The organism is Massilia aurea, assembly GCF_014200505.1.
GTDB classification, from domain to species: Bacteria; Pseudomonadota; Gammaproteobacteria; order Burkholderiales; family Burkholderiaceae_D; genus Telluria; species Telluria aurea_B.
The window spans coordinates 709601-723720 of the sequence record NZ_JACHBX010000002.1; the positions used below are offsets into that span (position 1 = coordinate 709601).

Consider the following 14120-nt stretch of genomic DNA (forward strand, 5'->3'; position numbering starts at 1 on the left):
TTATATAGTATGTACTGTTGGTAGCTTTTATGCGGCTCGCTCGATGAATACCAAGTGTCGCTCTGCCTGCAGTCTTGGCACCCATAAGGGCTGCAGGTCCACGACTTTCCAGTCCTGTGGCAGGCGCTCGCGTTCCTCGCTTGGCGCCACGCCTTTCAGCGCGATGAATTTGCCGCCCTCGGCCAGCAGATGGCCCGACCAGTTGACGAAGTCGGACAGGTCAGCAAACGCGCGCGAGGTGATCACGTCGAATGGTTCGCTCACGACCAGATCCTGCACCTTCATCGTGTGCACGCTGACATTGGTCAGCTTCAGTTCTGCCTTCACCTGGTTCAGGAATGCGGTTTTCTTGTGCACGGTGTCGATCATCGCCACGTTCATGTCCGGCCGCACGATGGCCAGGACGATGCCCGGCAATCCGCCTCCTGCCCCCACGTCCAGCACATTGCGGGCATCGGCAAATGCCGGCACCGCCGCGAGCGAGTCGAGCAGATGGTGCGTGACCATCTGCTGTGGATCGCGCAGCGACGTCAGGTTGTAGACGGCGTTCCACTTGTTCATCAGCGCGAGATAGCCCATCAGCTTGGTCTGCTGTTCGGGCGTGATGGCCAGTGTCATGTCCTTGATGCCCTGGTCCAGTACGGCCGCCAGTGCATCATGATCGAAGTTGTATTTCATTCGGCCACCTCGGCTGCGACGGTTGCAAAACCTTTGGCGCCCCGTTTTTTCAGCGTCACCAAGAGCAGTGAAATCGCGGCCGGGGTTACACCCGAGATGCGCGAGGCCTGGCCCAGGGTTTCGGGTCGCTGCTTGTCGAGCTTCTGACGCACTTCGAACGACAGCGCTTCGATATCCAGATAGTTCAGGTTCTCAGGCAGCTTCATGTTTTCGTAGTGATCGTGACGCTCGACTTCACGCGCCTGGCGATCGATGTAGCCGGAATATTTAAGTTGAATCTCGACCTGCTCTTTGACAGCGGGATCCTCAACGCCGGGACCGGCCAGGCTCTGCCCTTCGAGACCACTCATCGTCATCAAGGTGTCGTAGTTCACGCCCGGTCTGCGCAGCAGATCGGCCAGATTGTATTCGCGCTCGAGCGGCTGGCCGACGATGCGTTCCGACTCGGCCGCCGCCAGGATGCGCGGGTTGACCCACACCGAGCGCAGGCGTTCCAGTTCACGTGCGACGGATTCGCGCTTGATCTCGAATGCCGCCCAGCGTGCGTCGTCAACCAGACCCAGCCCGCGACCGATTTCGGTCAGGCGCATGTCGGCATTGTCTTCACGCAGCGACAGGCGATATTCGGCGCGGCTGGTGAACATGCGGTATGGCTCGGCCACACCTTGCGTCGTCAGGTCGTCGACCAGCACGCCGAGGTACGCTTCCGAGCGACCCGGCGTCCAGGCATCCTTGCCCTGCGTTTGCAGCGCGGCGTTCAAGCCGGCCAGCAAACCCTGGGCCGCCGCTTCTTCGTAGCCGGTGGTGCCGTTGATCTGGCCGGCGAAGAACAGACCCTTGATCGACTTGGTTTCCAGCGACGCTTTCAAGCCGCGAGGATCGAAATAATCGTATTCGATCGCATAGCCGGGCCGCAGAATGAACGCGTTTTCCATGCCGCGCATCGAGCGCACCAGGGCCAGTTGCACGTCGAATGGCAAGCTGGTCGAGATCCCGTTTGGATAGAACTCGTTGGTCGTCAAGCCTTCCGGCTCGAGGAAGATCTGGTGTGATTCCTTGCTGGCGAAGCGATGGATCTTGTCTTCGATCGACGGGCAATAGCGCGGACCGACACCTTCGATCACGCCGGTATACATCGGGCTGCGGTCCAGTCCGGCGCGGATGATGTCGTGCGTGCGCTCGTTGGTGTGCGTGACCCAGCATGGCACCTGCTTCGGATGCATCGCCACGTTGCCCATATACGAGAACACCGGCACCAGATCGACGTCACCGGGCTGCTCGGTCAGCAGCGAGAAGTCAATACTGCGGCCATCGATGCGCGGCGGCGTGCCGGTTTTCAGGCGGCCTTGCGGCAGCTTGAGTTCCTTCAGGCGTGCCGACAATGACGTCGCCGGTGGATCGCCCGCGCGGCCACCGGCATAATTCTGCAGGCCGACGTGGATTTTCCCGTCCAGGAAAGTACCGGCCGTGAGTACCACTGCGCGTGCGCGGAAGCTCAGACCCACTTGGGTGACGGCGCCGACGACCCGGTCGCCTTCAACGATCAGGTCTTCGACTGCCTGCTGGAACAGCCACAGGTTCGGCTGGTTTTCCAGGCGCGAGCGGATCGCCGCCTTGTACAAAACGCGGTCGGCTTGCGCGCGGGTAGCACGCACGGCGGGCCCCTTCGATGAATTCAGGATCCTGAACTGGATGCCTGCCTCATCGGTGGCAATGGCCATGGCGCCGCCGAGGGCATCGACTTCCTTGACCAGGTGTCCTTTGCCGATGCCGCCGATCGACGGATTGCAGGACATGGCGCCCAGCGTTTCAATATTGTGCGTCAGCAGGAGGGTCTTTTGACCTGTGCGTGCAGACGCGAGTGCAGCTTCGGTGCCGGCATGGCCGCCGCCGACGACGATGACGTCGAATTCAGTTGGAAATAGCATGATGGGATGTGAGGCGAGGAGACTAATGCGCGATTATAGATTCTTTTGTGCTGACTGATTCTTCGACCGCCAGAAAACGACGAATTTTGTTTCACGTGGAACGTCGAAAAAGTTGGACATCGCAGTTGTTTCACGTGGAACGTCGCAACTGATAAAGCGGGGCTGACCCGGCTTCATGATGTTTCACGTGGAACAATGGCGACTACCAACCCAACTTTGTGAAGGAATCGTAGGCAGTCTTGACAATCAACGCGCTGACAACAAACAAGAAGACCTTGCGCACGAACCCGCTGCCATACTTCATTGCGAGTCGCGTGCCCGTCAATGACCCCACGATTTGGCAGCCCGCCATCATCAGTCCGAGTTGCCACAGAATATGGCCGCTGTAACCAAACCACATCAGCGCCGAGAAGTTGCACGCCACGTTGACGATCTTTGCAGCAGCCGAAGCACTCAGAAAATCAAAGCCGAAAAAGCGTACGAACAGGAAGATCAAAAAACTGCCAGTGCCGGGACCGAAGAACCCGTCGTAGAATCCGATCGCCGCGCCAATCCCGATCGCCCAATACCGTTCGGCTAAACCGCTGTGCACCGGTGCGTGCACGGACCCCAGGTCTTTCTTCATGAAGGTATAGACCGCGACCGCAACAAGGATAATGGGCAACAAGGCGCGGACGAAATCGGCGGGCACGCGGGTTACCGTCCAGGCGCCAGCGAACGACAAGAGAAATGCGGCGGCGGCTGCCGGCGCGGCGGTGCTCCACGCTACCCGAACGCGCCGCGCGTAATCCACAGCGGCCGAACTGGTGCCGAAGATTGCTGCAAGCTTGTTGGTACCGAGGATGGTTGCCGGCGCTTCTTTCGGCAACAGGGAGAACATCGCGGGAAGCTGGACCAGGCCGCCGCCGCCGACAACGGCATCGACCAGGCCGGCGGCGAACGCGGCGCCACCGAGCCAAACAACATCAATCATGGAAAGGATTCGGGAGGAGTGCTGAAGCCGCAATTCTACGGCATGCCGTACGTACTTACCTGACGGTCAAGCGGTAGGCGACTTTATGAAGTCGAGCAACAATGCATTCAGGCGATCCGCGCCCGAGAGCTGCATCCAATGGCCAACACCATCGATACGTTCATAGCGAAAACCTGCACGACATTGCTCGCGCGAATCGAGTATCTGTTGTTCGCCCAATGCTGGATCGTGCTCGCTCCAGACACCCATCACCGGCACATTGACCGGCAGCCAAGCCCGCGCGGATGATGGCTTGAAATTGGCGCGATAATAATTCAGCGCTGCCGTCAGGCGACCTTCGGGTGCAAGCGCCGCGATCCAGATATCTTGCTGTTCGCGACTGCGGATCATTTTTCGCAACGCAGCCCAGTCCCCTGCTTTCAGCAATGCCTCCGCAACGACAGGCGTTTTGAAAACAAGCATGTACCAGAACCGCAGTTTCTGACCGAGACTTGAAGAGGAAATTGCCTTGGGATGGCCGACCGACAGGGCGGCATAGCGTACGATGCGTTCCGGCGCATGCATGGCCAGGTGCCAGCCGATCAACGCGCCCCAGTCATGACCGACCACGGCAGCCTTGTCAATACCGAGCGCATCCATCAGTCGCAATACATCATCGGCCAAAAAAGACACGGCATACGCGCCGACGTCTTGCGGCATATCGGTCTTGCCGTAGCCACGCAGGTCAGGTGCAATCACACGCAGACCCGCCGCAGCGAGATCCGGAATCTGACGCCGCCAGATCTGGTGCGTGTCAGGAAAACCATGGAGCAGGATCACCGGCGGGCCTTCGCCAGCCGTCACGTAGTGCATGTTCAGGCCATTGACCGTAGCGTAATGCGACTCGAATTCCATGCGGCTCCCCTTGGCGCTGACTCGATGAAACACAGCTTACCAGAACGTAAACGCCTGTCCAGACCCCACCTGTGGATAAGCAAATGGATATCCACAGGTACGGTTTGTGCAGAACTCCGCTTTTGTACACAAGCAAAAATCTTGTCCAGATTTGCCACCATGAAGCCGGGTGACTAGTGCACTGCCTTATACGCAGTGTAAGTCGATGATTTTGTTCTCGTTAACCGGGTTGTCCACAGAAAGTGGCCACCCTTACTTATTACTACCAATGTTGTATACAGTTATTGGTTGTAAACCTGAGATGCCTGTTTCAAAAAAAAAATTCTGTCCGTGGCAGATCGAAACAACGCGGTCATTGCAAACACGCTTTCAGGTCTGTGGAGAACCCAATGCATATCCACAGGATGGAATGTGCAAAAGCCCGTTTTTTTCAATCGTCGGCAAATCTGTCCACCATCGCTGCACCGTCAGCACCAGGGTTCTCCAGCCAGTTTCAAATCGCCTAAACCGTTGAAGTTGTGGAAAAATCCAAGCTTATCCACACAATCGGCCACGTTTACTATTACTACTATTTTGTATACAAGCTTTTAAGTAAACAAACTGGATAACTCGCGCGCTGTACATCTTTCGCCAGAAGCTCGACTGAGCATCGTTCTAAAAGCGTTTTTCAAAAAAAAGAACGTGGGCACAAAACCGCCAGCAATTTGAGATTGCCAGTCAGCGTCGATCACTGACAACCAGCGTCCAGGCGCAAAGGTCCTGTGGACAAGCGCCTGCATATCCACAGCATCAACTGTGCAGAACCCCGGCTTTTGGCGACAACCAAATTGTTGTCCACGATCCATGCGTGACTCGCGCATGTGTTGTCCCGCGTAAAAAACAGGACTTAACGCGCTGATTCTGTTCAGTAAACGCACCTTATCCACAGAAAATCGTGCGTTTACTTACTACTACTATTTTGTATACAACTCTCTTAATTAAATAAGCAAATAACAGCGCAGCCAAAAAAAAAGCGTTTTGCAGAACGAAAAACCAGGCCAGTAAATTTGTCTCCAATGGCTGACAATGCTGTGTACAATCCGGCGCTTATGCACAACGGCCCGGCAAAAAAAATGCTTTTAGGCATCATCAGCGCGTTGCACGAAGAACAGGCAGGGCTCGTGGAAGCCTTGCAAGGGCCCTCCACGCTCATCCACGGCAAGCGTGAGTACTTTCTCGGACAGCTGTGGGAAATCGACGCCGTGTGCGTTCTGTCGCGAATTGGCAAGGTTGCTGCCGCTATGACGGCGACAACGCTTGTGGAGAAGTTCGGAGTTACCCACATCCTGTTCACGGGCGTGGCTGGCGCCGGGGATGCGTCGATCCGGGTTGGCGACATCGTGGTGGCTGAATCGCTGGTCCAGCACGACATGGATGCCAGTCCCCTGTTCCCCCGTTTCGAGGTGCCATTGACGGGGCAAACGCATTTTCAGCCGGACGCCAGGCTATCGCTGCGGGTGTCGAGTGCCGCGCATGCATTCCTGGACGAAGACCTGACGCATGCAATCGCTCAGGCTGACCGTGAACAATTCGGCTTGACGCAGCCGCGCGTACACCGTGGCCTGATTGCCAGCGGTGACCTGTTCGTGCATGAAGCCGTGAAGATCGATGCGATGAATGCCGCGCTGCCAGGCCTGGTTGCGGTGGAGATGGAAGGCGCTGCAGTGGCGCAGGTGTGTCACGAACTGAATGTGCCGTTTGCCGTCATCCGCGCGATTTCGGACAACGCCAACGAACACGCGGCGCACGACTTCATGGGCTTCGTGAAGACAGTGGCCGCGCAGTACGCATTCCACATCACCCGGCGCCTGTGCCGGGATCTGGCAGCAGCGCCGCTCTAGTCCAGCAGCGACTCGGCCGGCATGTAGTCGTAGCCAAGTGCTTGCGCCACGGCTTCGAACGTGACCTTGCCCTGACAAACATTCAGGCCATGACGCAGATGGGGATCATCCCCCAACGCGCGCCGCCACCCCTTGCCGGCCAGCGCCAGCACGTGGCCGATCGTGGCGTTGTTCAGCGCAAAAGTGGATGTGCGCGCCACTGCACCAGGCATGTTCGCAACGCAGTAATGCACGACACCGTCGACGACGAAGGTTGGATCGGCGTGGGTGGTAGCGTGGGACGTTTCAAAGCAGCCGCCCTGGTCGATCGCCACATCGACGATGACCGCGCCCTGCTTCATGCGTGACACCATGCTGCGCGTGACGAGTTTCGGCGCTGCGGCGCCCGGCACCAGCACCCCGCCGATGACCAGATCCGCCGACAGCACGGCTTCTTCGAGCGCCTGCGCGTTGGAATGCAGCGTGGCGATACGGTTGCCATAGACCAGATCGAGCTGGCGCAGGCGATCGAGGTTCTTGTCGAGCACCGTCACCCGTGCGCCCGTGCCGACCGCCATCTGCAGGGCATTGGCGCCCACCACGCCGGCGCCGATGATGACGACGTGGCCCGCGGCCACGCCCGGCACACCACCCAGCAGCAGGCCCATGCCGCCCCGGGATTTTTCCAGATGCGCAGCGCCCGCCTGGATCGACATGCGCCCTGCCACTTCGCTCATCGGCGCGAGCAGCGGTAAGCCGCCGCCAGGCCCGGTGACAGTTTCATAGGCGATGCAGATGGCTCTTGACCGCACCAGCGCCGCCGTTTGGTCGGGATCTGGCGCCAGGTGCAGGTACGTGAAAAGGATCTGGTCTTCGCGCAGCATCGCGCATTCAGCCGCCTGGGGCTCTTTGACCTTGACGATCATGGCGGCCTGCGCAAACACCTCTTGCGCGCTGCCCACGATGCTGGCGCCGGCCGCGACGTACTGCGCATCGGGCAAGCCGATCTCGCTGCCGGCGCCCTGCTGGACGAGCACCTGGTGGCCTTGCGCCACCAGTTCATGCACCGACGCCGGCGTGAGGCCGACGCGGTATTCGTTGTTCTTGATTTCGGTTGGAACGCCTACAAGCATGGTGAGTCTCCTTGTTGTTGGTGTGGTTCCTGCAACTGCTGTTACTGCTCCTGACGTGAATGCGGGTTAGAAAGCACATCGGCGACCGAAGTCGCCGATGTAGTGTGAATTACAGGCCCAGCGTCATCAGGCTGGCGTTACCCCCAGCCGCCGTCGTATTGACGCAGACGGCGCGTTCGGCCACCAGCCGCCACAGATCGACTGCTGCCAGTGGTTCGGTATCGACCACCCCGACGATGGCGCCGCTGCGCGCCGCCAGCTGCGTGCGCAGCGAGCCGGCCAGGCCCGATTCGACCAGGGCGATCGCGAACTCGCCCGCATCGACTTCGTCCTTGCCAATGAAGCGCACGCGCTCCTTGACCGCCTGCGGCAGGTTGGCCGGGATCGCCTCCGGCGACATGGTCAGCACCAGTGCGCGGTTGCCAGTGGCCAGCGCAGCTGCCACTTGATTGAGCAGACCTGCCGGCGTACCCGATGCGCACAGCACGACGCCGCGCGGCGTGAACGACAGGCGATTGCGCTCGCCGGTCGGCCCCGGCAAGTCGATCGCCACGCCATTCAACGACGTGCGCGCATAGCCTTCGGCCAGTGCCACCACGGGTTGCTGGCCGTTCGTGCGCAGCCAGCCGATCAGCGCTTCCAGCGCAACGTCAGCCTGACGGACATGGTCCATCAATGGCGCCGCGCCGCGCTGCAGACGCTTGATGTACAACGGCCCACCGGCTTTCGGACCAGTACCGGATTTGCCTTCGCCACCGAACGGCTGCACGCCGACGACCGCGCCAACGATATTGCGGTTCACGTAGATATTGCCGACGTGTGCATGGTTGACGATGTAGTCGATCGTTTCATCGATGCGCGAGTGCACGCCCAGCGTCAGGCCAAAGCCCGTGGCATTGATCGACGCGATCACCTTTGGCAGATCGGCGCGGCGGTAGCGCACGATGTGCAGGACCGGGCCAAACACCTCTTGCTTGAGTTCCGACAGCGACGCGATCTCGAGCACCGTCGGCGGCACGAACGTGCCACAGCTGGTGATGGCGCTTGGCAGCTCGAGCGCAAAGTGGCTGCGCGCGGTGGCCTTCGTGCGTTCGATGTGCGCCAGCAGGTTGCGCTGCGCTTCTGCATCGATGACCGGACCGATATCGGTGGCCAGGCGATCCGGGCTGCCCACGCGCAGTTCCTGCATCGCGCCCTTGAGCATCTTGATGGTCTTGTCGGCGATGTCTTCCTGCAGGAACAGCACGCGCAGCGCCGAGCAACGCTGGCCAGCCGAATCGAAGGCCGAACTCAACACGTCGCCCACCACCTGTTCGGGCAGCGCCGACGAATCGACGATCAGCGCGTTCTGGCCACCCGTTTCGGCCACCAGCGGAATGTCGATGCCTTCCTGTTCGGCGCGTTTGGCCAGCGTGCGGTTGATCAGCTGCGCGACTTCGGTCGAGCCGGTGAAGATCACACCCTTGATGCGGCTGTCGGCCGTCAGCGCGGCGCCGACGACTTCGCCGCGGCCTGGCAGCAGTTGCAGCGCAGCGCGCGGCGTGCCGGCCTCGAGGAACAGCTCCACCGCCCGGTGGGCGATCAGCGGCGTTTGCTCGGCCGGCTTGGCCAGCACCACGTTGCCGGCGGCCAGTGCAGCCGCGACCTGCCCCGTGAAGATCGCCAGCGGGAAGTTCCATGGGCTGATGCAGCTGACCGGGCCCAGCGCCTGGACGTTTGCCTGGACTCCAGTTACAGCGCGGATCTGCACCGCGTAGTAGCGCAGGAAGTCGACCGCTTCGCGCAGTTCGGCAATCGCGTTCGGCAGCGATTTGCCCGCTTCGCGCACGGCCAGGGCCATCAGCTCGACACCATGGTGCTCGAACAGGTCGGCGGTGCGTTCCAGAATCGCGGCGCGCTCGGTCGTGCTGGTGGCGGCCCACTCGCCGGCAAAGGCACTGGCCGCTGCCAGCGCGGCATCGACATCGGCGCGCGAGGCTTCCTGCACCAGGCCGACGATATCGGCCGACTGGGCCGGGTTGACCACGTTGGCGAGCGGACCGGCGTCGACCTTTGCTGCGGTCAGGGGCGCGGCGACGTGCCGGCGCTGTTGCGACAGGCCACCCGCCAGCACGCCAAGAATGTCTTCGTTGACCAGGTCCATGCCGGCGGAGTTCTTGCGCTCCGTACCGAACATGTCCACCGGCAGCGCGATTGCCGGATGCGGCTTGCCGCCGCTGGCGCGGGCGACCTCGAACGGATCGGTGATCAGGGTGTTGATGGCCACGCTCTCGTCGACGATCTGGTTCACGAACGACGAGTTGGCGCCGTTTTCCAGCAGGCGGCGCACGAGGTACGCCAGCAGCGTTTCGTGCGAACCGACCGGCGCGTAAATACGGCACGGTTTGTCGAGGTTCTTGCTGCCCACGACCTGGTCGTACAGCGTCTCGCCCATGCCGTGCAGGCACTGGAATTCGTAGTTGCTGATGTTTCCCAGGCGCGCCCACGTGTAGATAACGGACAGCGTATGCGCATTGTGGGTGGCGAACTGCGGGTACAGAATGTCGGACGCGCCGAGCAGCTTGCGCGCGCAGATCAGGTAAGACACATCGGTGTGCACCTTGCGCGTGTAGACCGGATAGCCGGGCATGCCGTCCACCTGGGCGCGCTTGATCTCGGCGTCCCAATAAGCGCCCTTGACCAGCCGCACCATGAACTTGCGGCCGCTCCGTTTGGCCAGGTCGATCACATAATCGATCACGTACGGGCAGCGCTTCTGGTAAGCCTGCACGACCAGGCCGATACCTTCGAAGCCGGCCAGCTCGGGGTCGAACGCCAGCACCTCGAGCATATCGAGCGAGATCTCGAGGCGATCCGCTTCTTCGGCGTCGATATTGATGCCGATGTCGTAGCGCTTGGCCAGCAGCACGAGGCTGCGCACGCGCGGCAGCAGTTCGTCCATCACGCGCGCCGACTGCGCGCGGCTGTAGCGCGGGTGCAGTGCCGAGAGCTTGATCGAGATGCCTGGACCGTCCTTGATGCCGCGGCCATTCGAGGCTTTGCCGATCGCATGGATGGCCTGCTCGTACGACGCGTAATAATGTTGCGCATCGAGTTCGGTCAGCGCCGCTTCACCCAGCATGTCGTACGAATAGCGATAGCCGCGCGTTTCGTTCTCGCGGCTGTTTTTCAGTGCCTCGTCGATGGTCTGGCCGGTGACGAACTGGTTACCCAGCATGCGCATCGCCATGTCGACGCCCTTGCGGATCAGCGGTTCGCCGCCCTTGGCGATCATGCGCGTGAGCGCCGAGCCCAGGCCTTGCTCGCTATTGGTCGACACCAGCTTGCCGGTGATGAGCAGGCCCCAGGTGGCTGCGTTGACGAACAGCGACGGGGATTCGCCCAGGTGCTTGCGCCAGTCGCCCTTGCTGATCTTGTCGGCGATGAGGCGGTCGGCCGTTTCGCTGTCCGGAATGCGCAGCAGTGCTTCGGCCAGGCACATCAATGCCACACCTTCTTCGGATGACAGCGAGAATTCATGCATCAGGGCGTCCACGCCCGACGAGCGGGTGCGTTTTTCACGCACGGCGGCGACCAGGCGGTGCGCCAGGGCCTGGGCATCGTGGCTGGCGCCGGAACCCTGGACCAGCAGCCACTGTACCGCCTCAGTTTCATCGCGGCGGTAGGCGGCCGTGATGGCGGCGCGCAGGGGAGTCTGGTCGCGCTTGATTTCAGCGTGAAGGGCGTCGAACGGAACGAAGGTGGAGGCCGGGTGAGCAGCAATCTGCATGGCTATCTAGTCAAAAGAAAAATACACAACGAGGGCCACCGCACAGCAAAAGCGCCGTGCTGTAAGCAACAGCCGGCGCAGATTGGAACTTGGTGGAAATGATTCGATTGTAGAAGGATTTCTTCTGGATTTATTCTGGATTTAACCGATACTGGCAATAGATAGTTTTTGATGCGACAATCTGACCAAATAAAATTTACAAGGAGATGTAGCATGCTGGACAAGATTAGCAAAAAGATTCTGGCCGAATTGCAGAACGACGGCCGCATCAGCAACGTCGAACTGGCGGCGCGCGTCAACTTGTCGCCGGCTGCCTGCCTTGAACGTGTACGCAAGCTGCACGAATCAGGTTACATCATGGGCTACACCGCCCAGCTCAACCCGCAGTTGCTGGACGTGTCGCTGCTGGTCTTCATCGAAGTCGTGCTCGACCGCACCACGCCTGAAGTGTTCGATGCCTTCAAGCAGAGCGTGCAGATGATTCCCGAAGTGCTCGAATGCCATATGGTGGCGGGCGGCTTCGACTACCTGGTCAAGGCGCGCGTGAAAGACATGGCCGCTTACCGCGAATTTCTGGGCAAAACGCTGCTGCAGAAAGGTGTGCGCGAGACGCACACCTATGCGGTGATGGAAGAAGTGAAAAACTCCACCAAGCTGCCGATTCGCTGAGTTATGGCTGCCCAGCCTGGCCGGTTTTGCTGGTCTGGCCGGTCATGCGTAGTGCGCCGCGGTACAGAAGGGCGGCAGGTGATGCTTGCGCGGCCTGACTGGCGGCCTGACCGGCGGCCTGAGTGAGATCCTGCGGCATAGCGCCGTCGCGGCCGGCTTCAAACATGACTTTGCGCATCGCGCCCACGCTATTCGCTTCTTCGATGCGCACTGCCATCCTGCTGGCGCTGGTCAGCGCGTCGCCCTCCCCCGCCACCGCATCGATCACGAAGCGGTAGCCCGGGCGATTGGACAGTTGCCCCGTGCCTTCCAGCCTGACCCGGTTGCCGTCGAGCGTGATCCGATCCAGCGTCTCGCCTTTGAATGACGTGCTGCCCATCAGACGAAACACGAACGGCGTGCCAGCAGCTGTCTTGAGCGCGAGTGGCGCTGCCAGCCGGAAGGCTGTTCTGGCAGCAGGCGAATAGACACCGCTACCAGGGGCCGCAGCCGACTGGAGCATCCCTTCGCCGACCAGTTGCGCGCCGTCGGTGAAGCCGACCCGGACGGACGCAGACATCGTCGTACGTCTGCGCGCCGAATCGGTGACGATCACGGTCGCGCGGTAATCCCCTGCAACGCCAAATTTGTGTTCAGCCAGCACTGTGCCGGTGCCATTACGCTCGCGCACGACCGCCGGCAGCGGCCCGCTGCCATCGCCCCAGTCAATGGTGGCAGTGTGGGTATCGCTTGCATTGCGGTCGCGAAATGACAGCGTGAGCCTGGCAAGCTCGTTCTGGCGCAGCGCCGGGATTTGTATCGGACCCAGCACCGGCGCATCGGTACCGCTGCCACCACGACACAGAAACACCAGGCCGGCGTTGGATTGGGCCAGGATGTCGCCGTTGGCTGCAATACCAAGCCCTTCGGTGAGCACCAACCCTGTTGGCGAGTTCTGCAGGCGCAGATTGAGATCGGTTGCCACGCCCGTGCGCGACCAGCGATAGGCGCGGCCTTCGTCGAGCATGCCGGAGCGGACCAGGCCCACGCTCACGCCATCATCATTCAGTGCGTTGGCCTCGGACGTGAACATGCCCGCCGGGTGCAGACTGAGAAAACCCCGCGCACGCGAATACCGGAAAGCGCGAAACTCGCTCGTGGTCGGGCCCCGCACGGCGCCGATGACCTCGCCCGTTTCATTGAGTGTCGTGGGATAGGCGGCATTGATGCTGACTGCGGGCTTTCCGGGACTCGACAAGAAGAACCCGCGGGTTGCAGCGTCGACGATGCGCCAACCGAGAACGTCGCCCTGATTATTGATGCGGATACCGAACGCACTGCGCGCGCCGAATGTTCCCAGATTCGTGGGACGGCCGTCTGCGTTCCAGACCAGCGTGGTCGTCCCGCCATTGACAGCACTGCCCGAGCCGATGACGGCATCGAGATCGTTGATGCCGTAGGCAGCGCCTGGAACGAAGCCCGTGACGCCGGGCAGTGATGACAGGCGATTTGCCGACGTCCAGCGCACTGCACGCACGCTGCTGTTGTCGCTGGACGTGGCAGACAGACCCGCGATCTGGCCATGTTTGTTGATGGCGTCCAGGGAGGCGTATTCGCTCACATTAAGCGACGGCAGCACGACCCGGCCCCGCGCGGCCGACCAGCGCAGCGGCTGGTAACGCAGGCCACCGGGACTCTGCGCGTCAAGGAAGCGTGCGTTGAAAATCACCTCGCCTTGTTCGTTCAGACCGCCGACAAACGTACGGTCATTGCCTGGAGGACTGATATCGACAATGCGATCGCCATTGAAGAACGCCACCTGGGTGCGATCGTCCGGCCCCAGGTACTCGAATGCAGCCTGACCATGTGCATTGACAAAGCCGTTGTAGGTCGTTGGTGCGGCGAGATTGACGATGCTGTAGATGTCACCACTACTGCGCTCGGTATCAGTGGCGTCATCCTCTGCAGCGCCATTGGCACCGCCGGATAGCGCAAGCATGAGCAGCAGAGTGATCGCAAACACCCCGTATTGGCCTGTCGATAAATGGCGCATTGTCATCTCCCTGTCTCCCTGTAGGTGCGTATGCGGTATGCACGGCGCATGCCCATTCTGGAACGTGACGAATCATTCAGGATGCGCTAGCGCAAACCCGCTGACGGATCTCGCGCAAAACGGATTGGGGAATTGCATGGTAGGCAGAGCCACCAAGCAAGGAGGTCGGCGTACAGGAGAGAAGG

At 60.8% G+C, this 14120-nt stretch carries 10 protein-coding genes; 2 read left to right on the forward strand and 8 right to left on the reverse strand.

Annotated features, from left to right (window positions below):
- Nucleotides 1-27: 27 nt before the first annotated feature.
- The 5 genes from rsmG to HD842_RS12555 form a co-directional block, all read right to left on the reverse strand.
- On the reverse strand, nt 28-678 hold the full coding sequence (gene rsmG, locus HD842_RS12535; RefSeq protein WP_183554866.1) for a 16S rRNA (guanine(527)-N(7))-methyltransferase RsmG: 651 nt from the start codon (nt 676-678) through the stop codon (nt 28-30).
- Entirely contained in the window at nt 675-2606 is a 1932-nt protein-coding gene (gene mnmG / locus HD842_RS12540) for a tRNA uridine-5-carboxymethylaminomethyl(34) synthesis enzyme MnmG (protein ID WP_183554868.1), read from the reverse strand. Before mnmG ends, rsmG begins: the two co-directional genes overlap by 4 nt.
- A gap of 202 nt (nt 2607-2808) precedes the next feature.
- Nucleotides 2809-3579, reverse strand: a complete 771-nt coding sequence (locus tag HD842_RS12545) for a sulfite exporter TauE/SafE family protein (RefSeq protein WP_183554870.1) — start codon at nt 3577-3579, stop codon at nt 2809-2811.
- A 66-nt stretch (nt 3580-3645) separates the two neighbouring features.
- A complete protein-coding gene (locus tag HD842_RS12550; protein WP_183554872.1) occupies nt 3646-4473 on the reverse strand; it encodes an alpha/beta fold hydrolase in 828 nt (275 codons plus the stop codon).
- 587 nt (nt 4474-5060) lie between these two features.
- Nucleotides 5061-5333, reverse strand: a complete 273-nt coding sequence (locus HD842_RS12555) for a hypothetical protein (RefSeq protein WP_183554874.1) — start codon at nt 5331-5333, stop codon at nt 5061-5063.
- A 252-nt stretch (nt 5334-5585) separates the two neighbouring features.
- Between HD842_RS12555 and HD842_RS12560 the strand changes: the two genes are divergently transcribed.
- The gene (locus tag HD842_RS12560) at nt 5586-6353 is read left to right on the forward strand and encodes a 5'-methylthioadenosine/adenosylhomocysteine nucleosidase (protein ID WP_183554876.1); all 768 of its coding nucleotides are present in this window, start codon (nt 5586-5588) and stop codon (nt 6351-6353) included.
- Here the strand turns inward: HD842_RS12560 and ald are convergent.
- Both ald and putA read right to left on the reverse strand, forming a co-directional pair.
- Entirely contained in the window at nt 6350-7465 is a 1116-nt protein-coding gene (ald, locus tag HD842_RS12565; RefSeq protein WP_183554878.1) for an alanine dehydrogenase, read from the reverse strand. The two genes, HD842_RS12560 and ald, sit on opposite strands and share 4 nt — an antisense overlap.
- 109 nt (nt 7466-7574) lie before the next feature.
- Nucleotides 7575-11234 carry a trifunctional transcriptional regulator/proline dehydrogenase/L-glutamate gamma-semialdehyde dehydrogenase gene (gene putA, locus HD842_RS12570; RefSeq protein ID WP_183554880.1) on the reverse strand — a complete coding sequence of 1220 codons (3660 nt, stop codon included), beginning with the start codon at nt 11232-11234 and terminating at the stop codon, nt 7575-7577.
- A gap of 213 nt (nt 11235-11447) precedes the next feature.
- On the opposite strand from putA, the gene HD842_RS12575 reads away from it, so the two are divergent.
- Nucleotides 11448-11903, forward strand: coding sequence for an Lrp/AsnC ligand binding domain-containing protein (locus HD842_RS12575; protein WP_183554882.1), 456 nt, complete (start codon nt 11448-11450; stop codon nt 11901-11903).
- Nucleotide 11904: 1 nt separating this feature from the next.
- Here the strand turns inward: HD842_RS12575 and HD842_RS12580 are convergent, their stop codons facing one another.
- Nucleotides 11905-13935 (reverse strand): hypothetical protein, encoded by a 2031-nt coding sequence (locus HD842_RS12580; RefSeq protein WP_183554884.1) that lies wholly within the window; start codon nt 13933-13935, stop codon nt 11905-11907.
- Between the last annotated feature and the right edge of the window lie 185 nt (nt 13936-14120).

What these genes read in the sequence shown, in the direction of transcription:
- rsmG (WP_183554866.1), bottom strand. Translation starts at nt 678, where the DNA reads ATGAAATACAACTTCGATCATGATGCACTGGCGGCCGTACTGGACCAG.
- mnmG (WP_183554868.1), bottom strand. Translation starts at nt 2,606, where the DNA reads ATGCTATTTCCAACTGAATTCGACGTCATCGTCGTCGGCGGCGGCCAT.
- HD842_RS12545 (WP_183554870.1), bottom strand. Translation starts at nt 3,579, where the DNA reads ATGATTGATGTTGTTTGGCTCGGTGGCGCCGCGTTCGCCGCCGGCCTG.
- HD842_RS12550 (WP_183554872.1), bottom strand. Translation starts at nt 4,473, where the DNA reads ATGGAATTCGAGTCGCATTACGCTACGGTCAATGGCCTGAACATGCAC.
- HD842_RS12555 (WP_183554874.1), bottom strand. Translation starts at nt 5,333, where the DNA reads ATGCGCGAGTCACGCATGGATCGTGGACAACAATTTGGTTGTCGCCAA.
- HD842_RS12560 (WP_183554876.1), top strand. Translation starts at nt 5,586, where the DNA reads ATGCTTTTAGGCATCATCAGCGCGTTGCACGAAGAACAGGCAGGGCTC.
- ald (WP_183554878.1), bottom strand. Translation starts at nt 7,465, where the DNA reads ATGCTTGTAGGCGTTCCAACCGAAATCAAGAACAACGAATACCGCGTC.
- putA (WP_183554880.1), bottom strand. Translation starts at nt 11,234, where the DNA reads ATGCAGATTGCTGCTCACCCGGCCTCCACCTTCGTTCCGTTCGACGCC.
- HD842_RS12575 (WP_183554882.1), top strand. Translation starts at nt 11,448, where the DNA reads ATGCTGGACAAGATTAGCAAAAAGATTCTGGCCGAATTGCAGAACGAC.
- HD842_RS12580 (WP_183554884.1), bottom strand. Translation starts at nt 13,935, where the DNA reads ATGCGCCATTTATCGACAGGCCAATACGGGGTGTTTGCGATCACTCTG.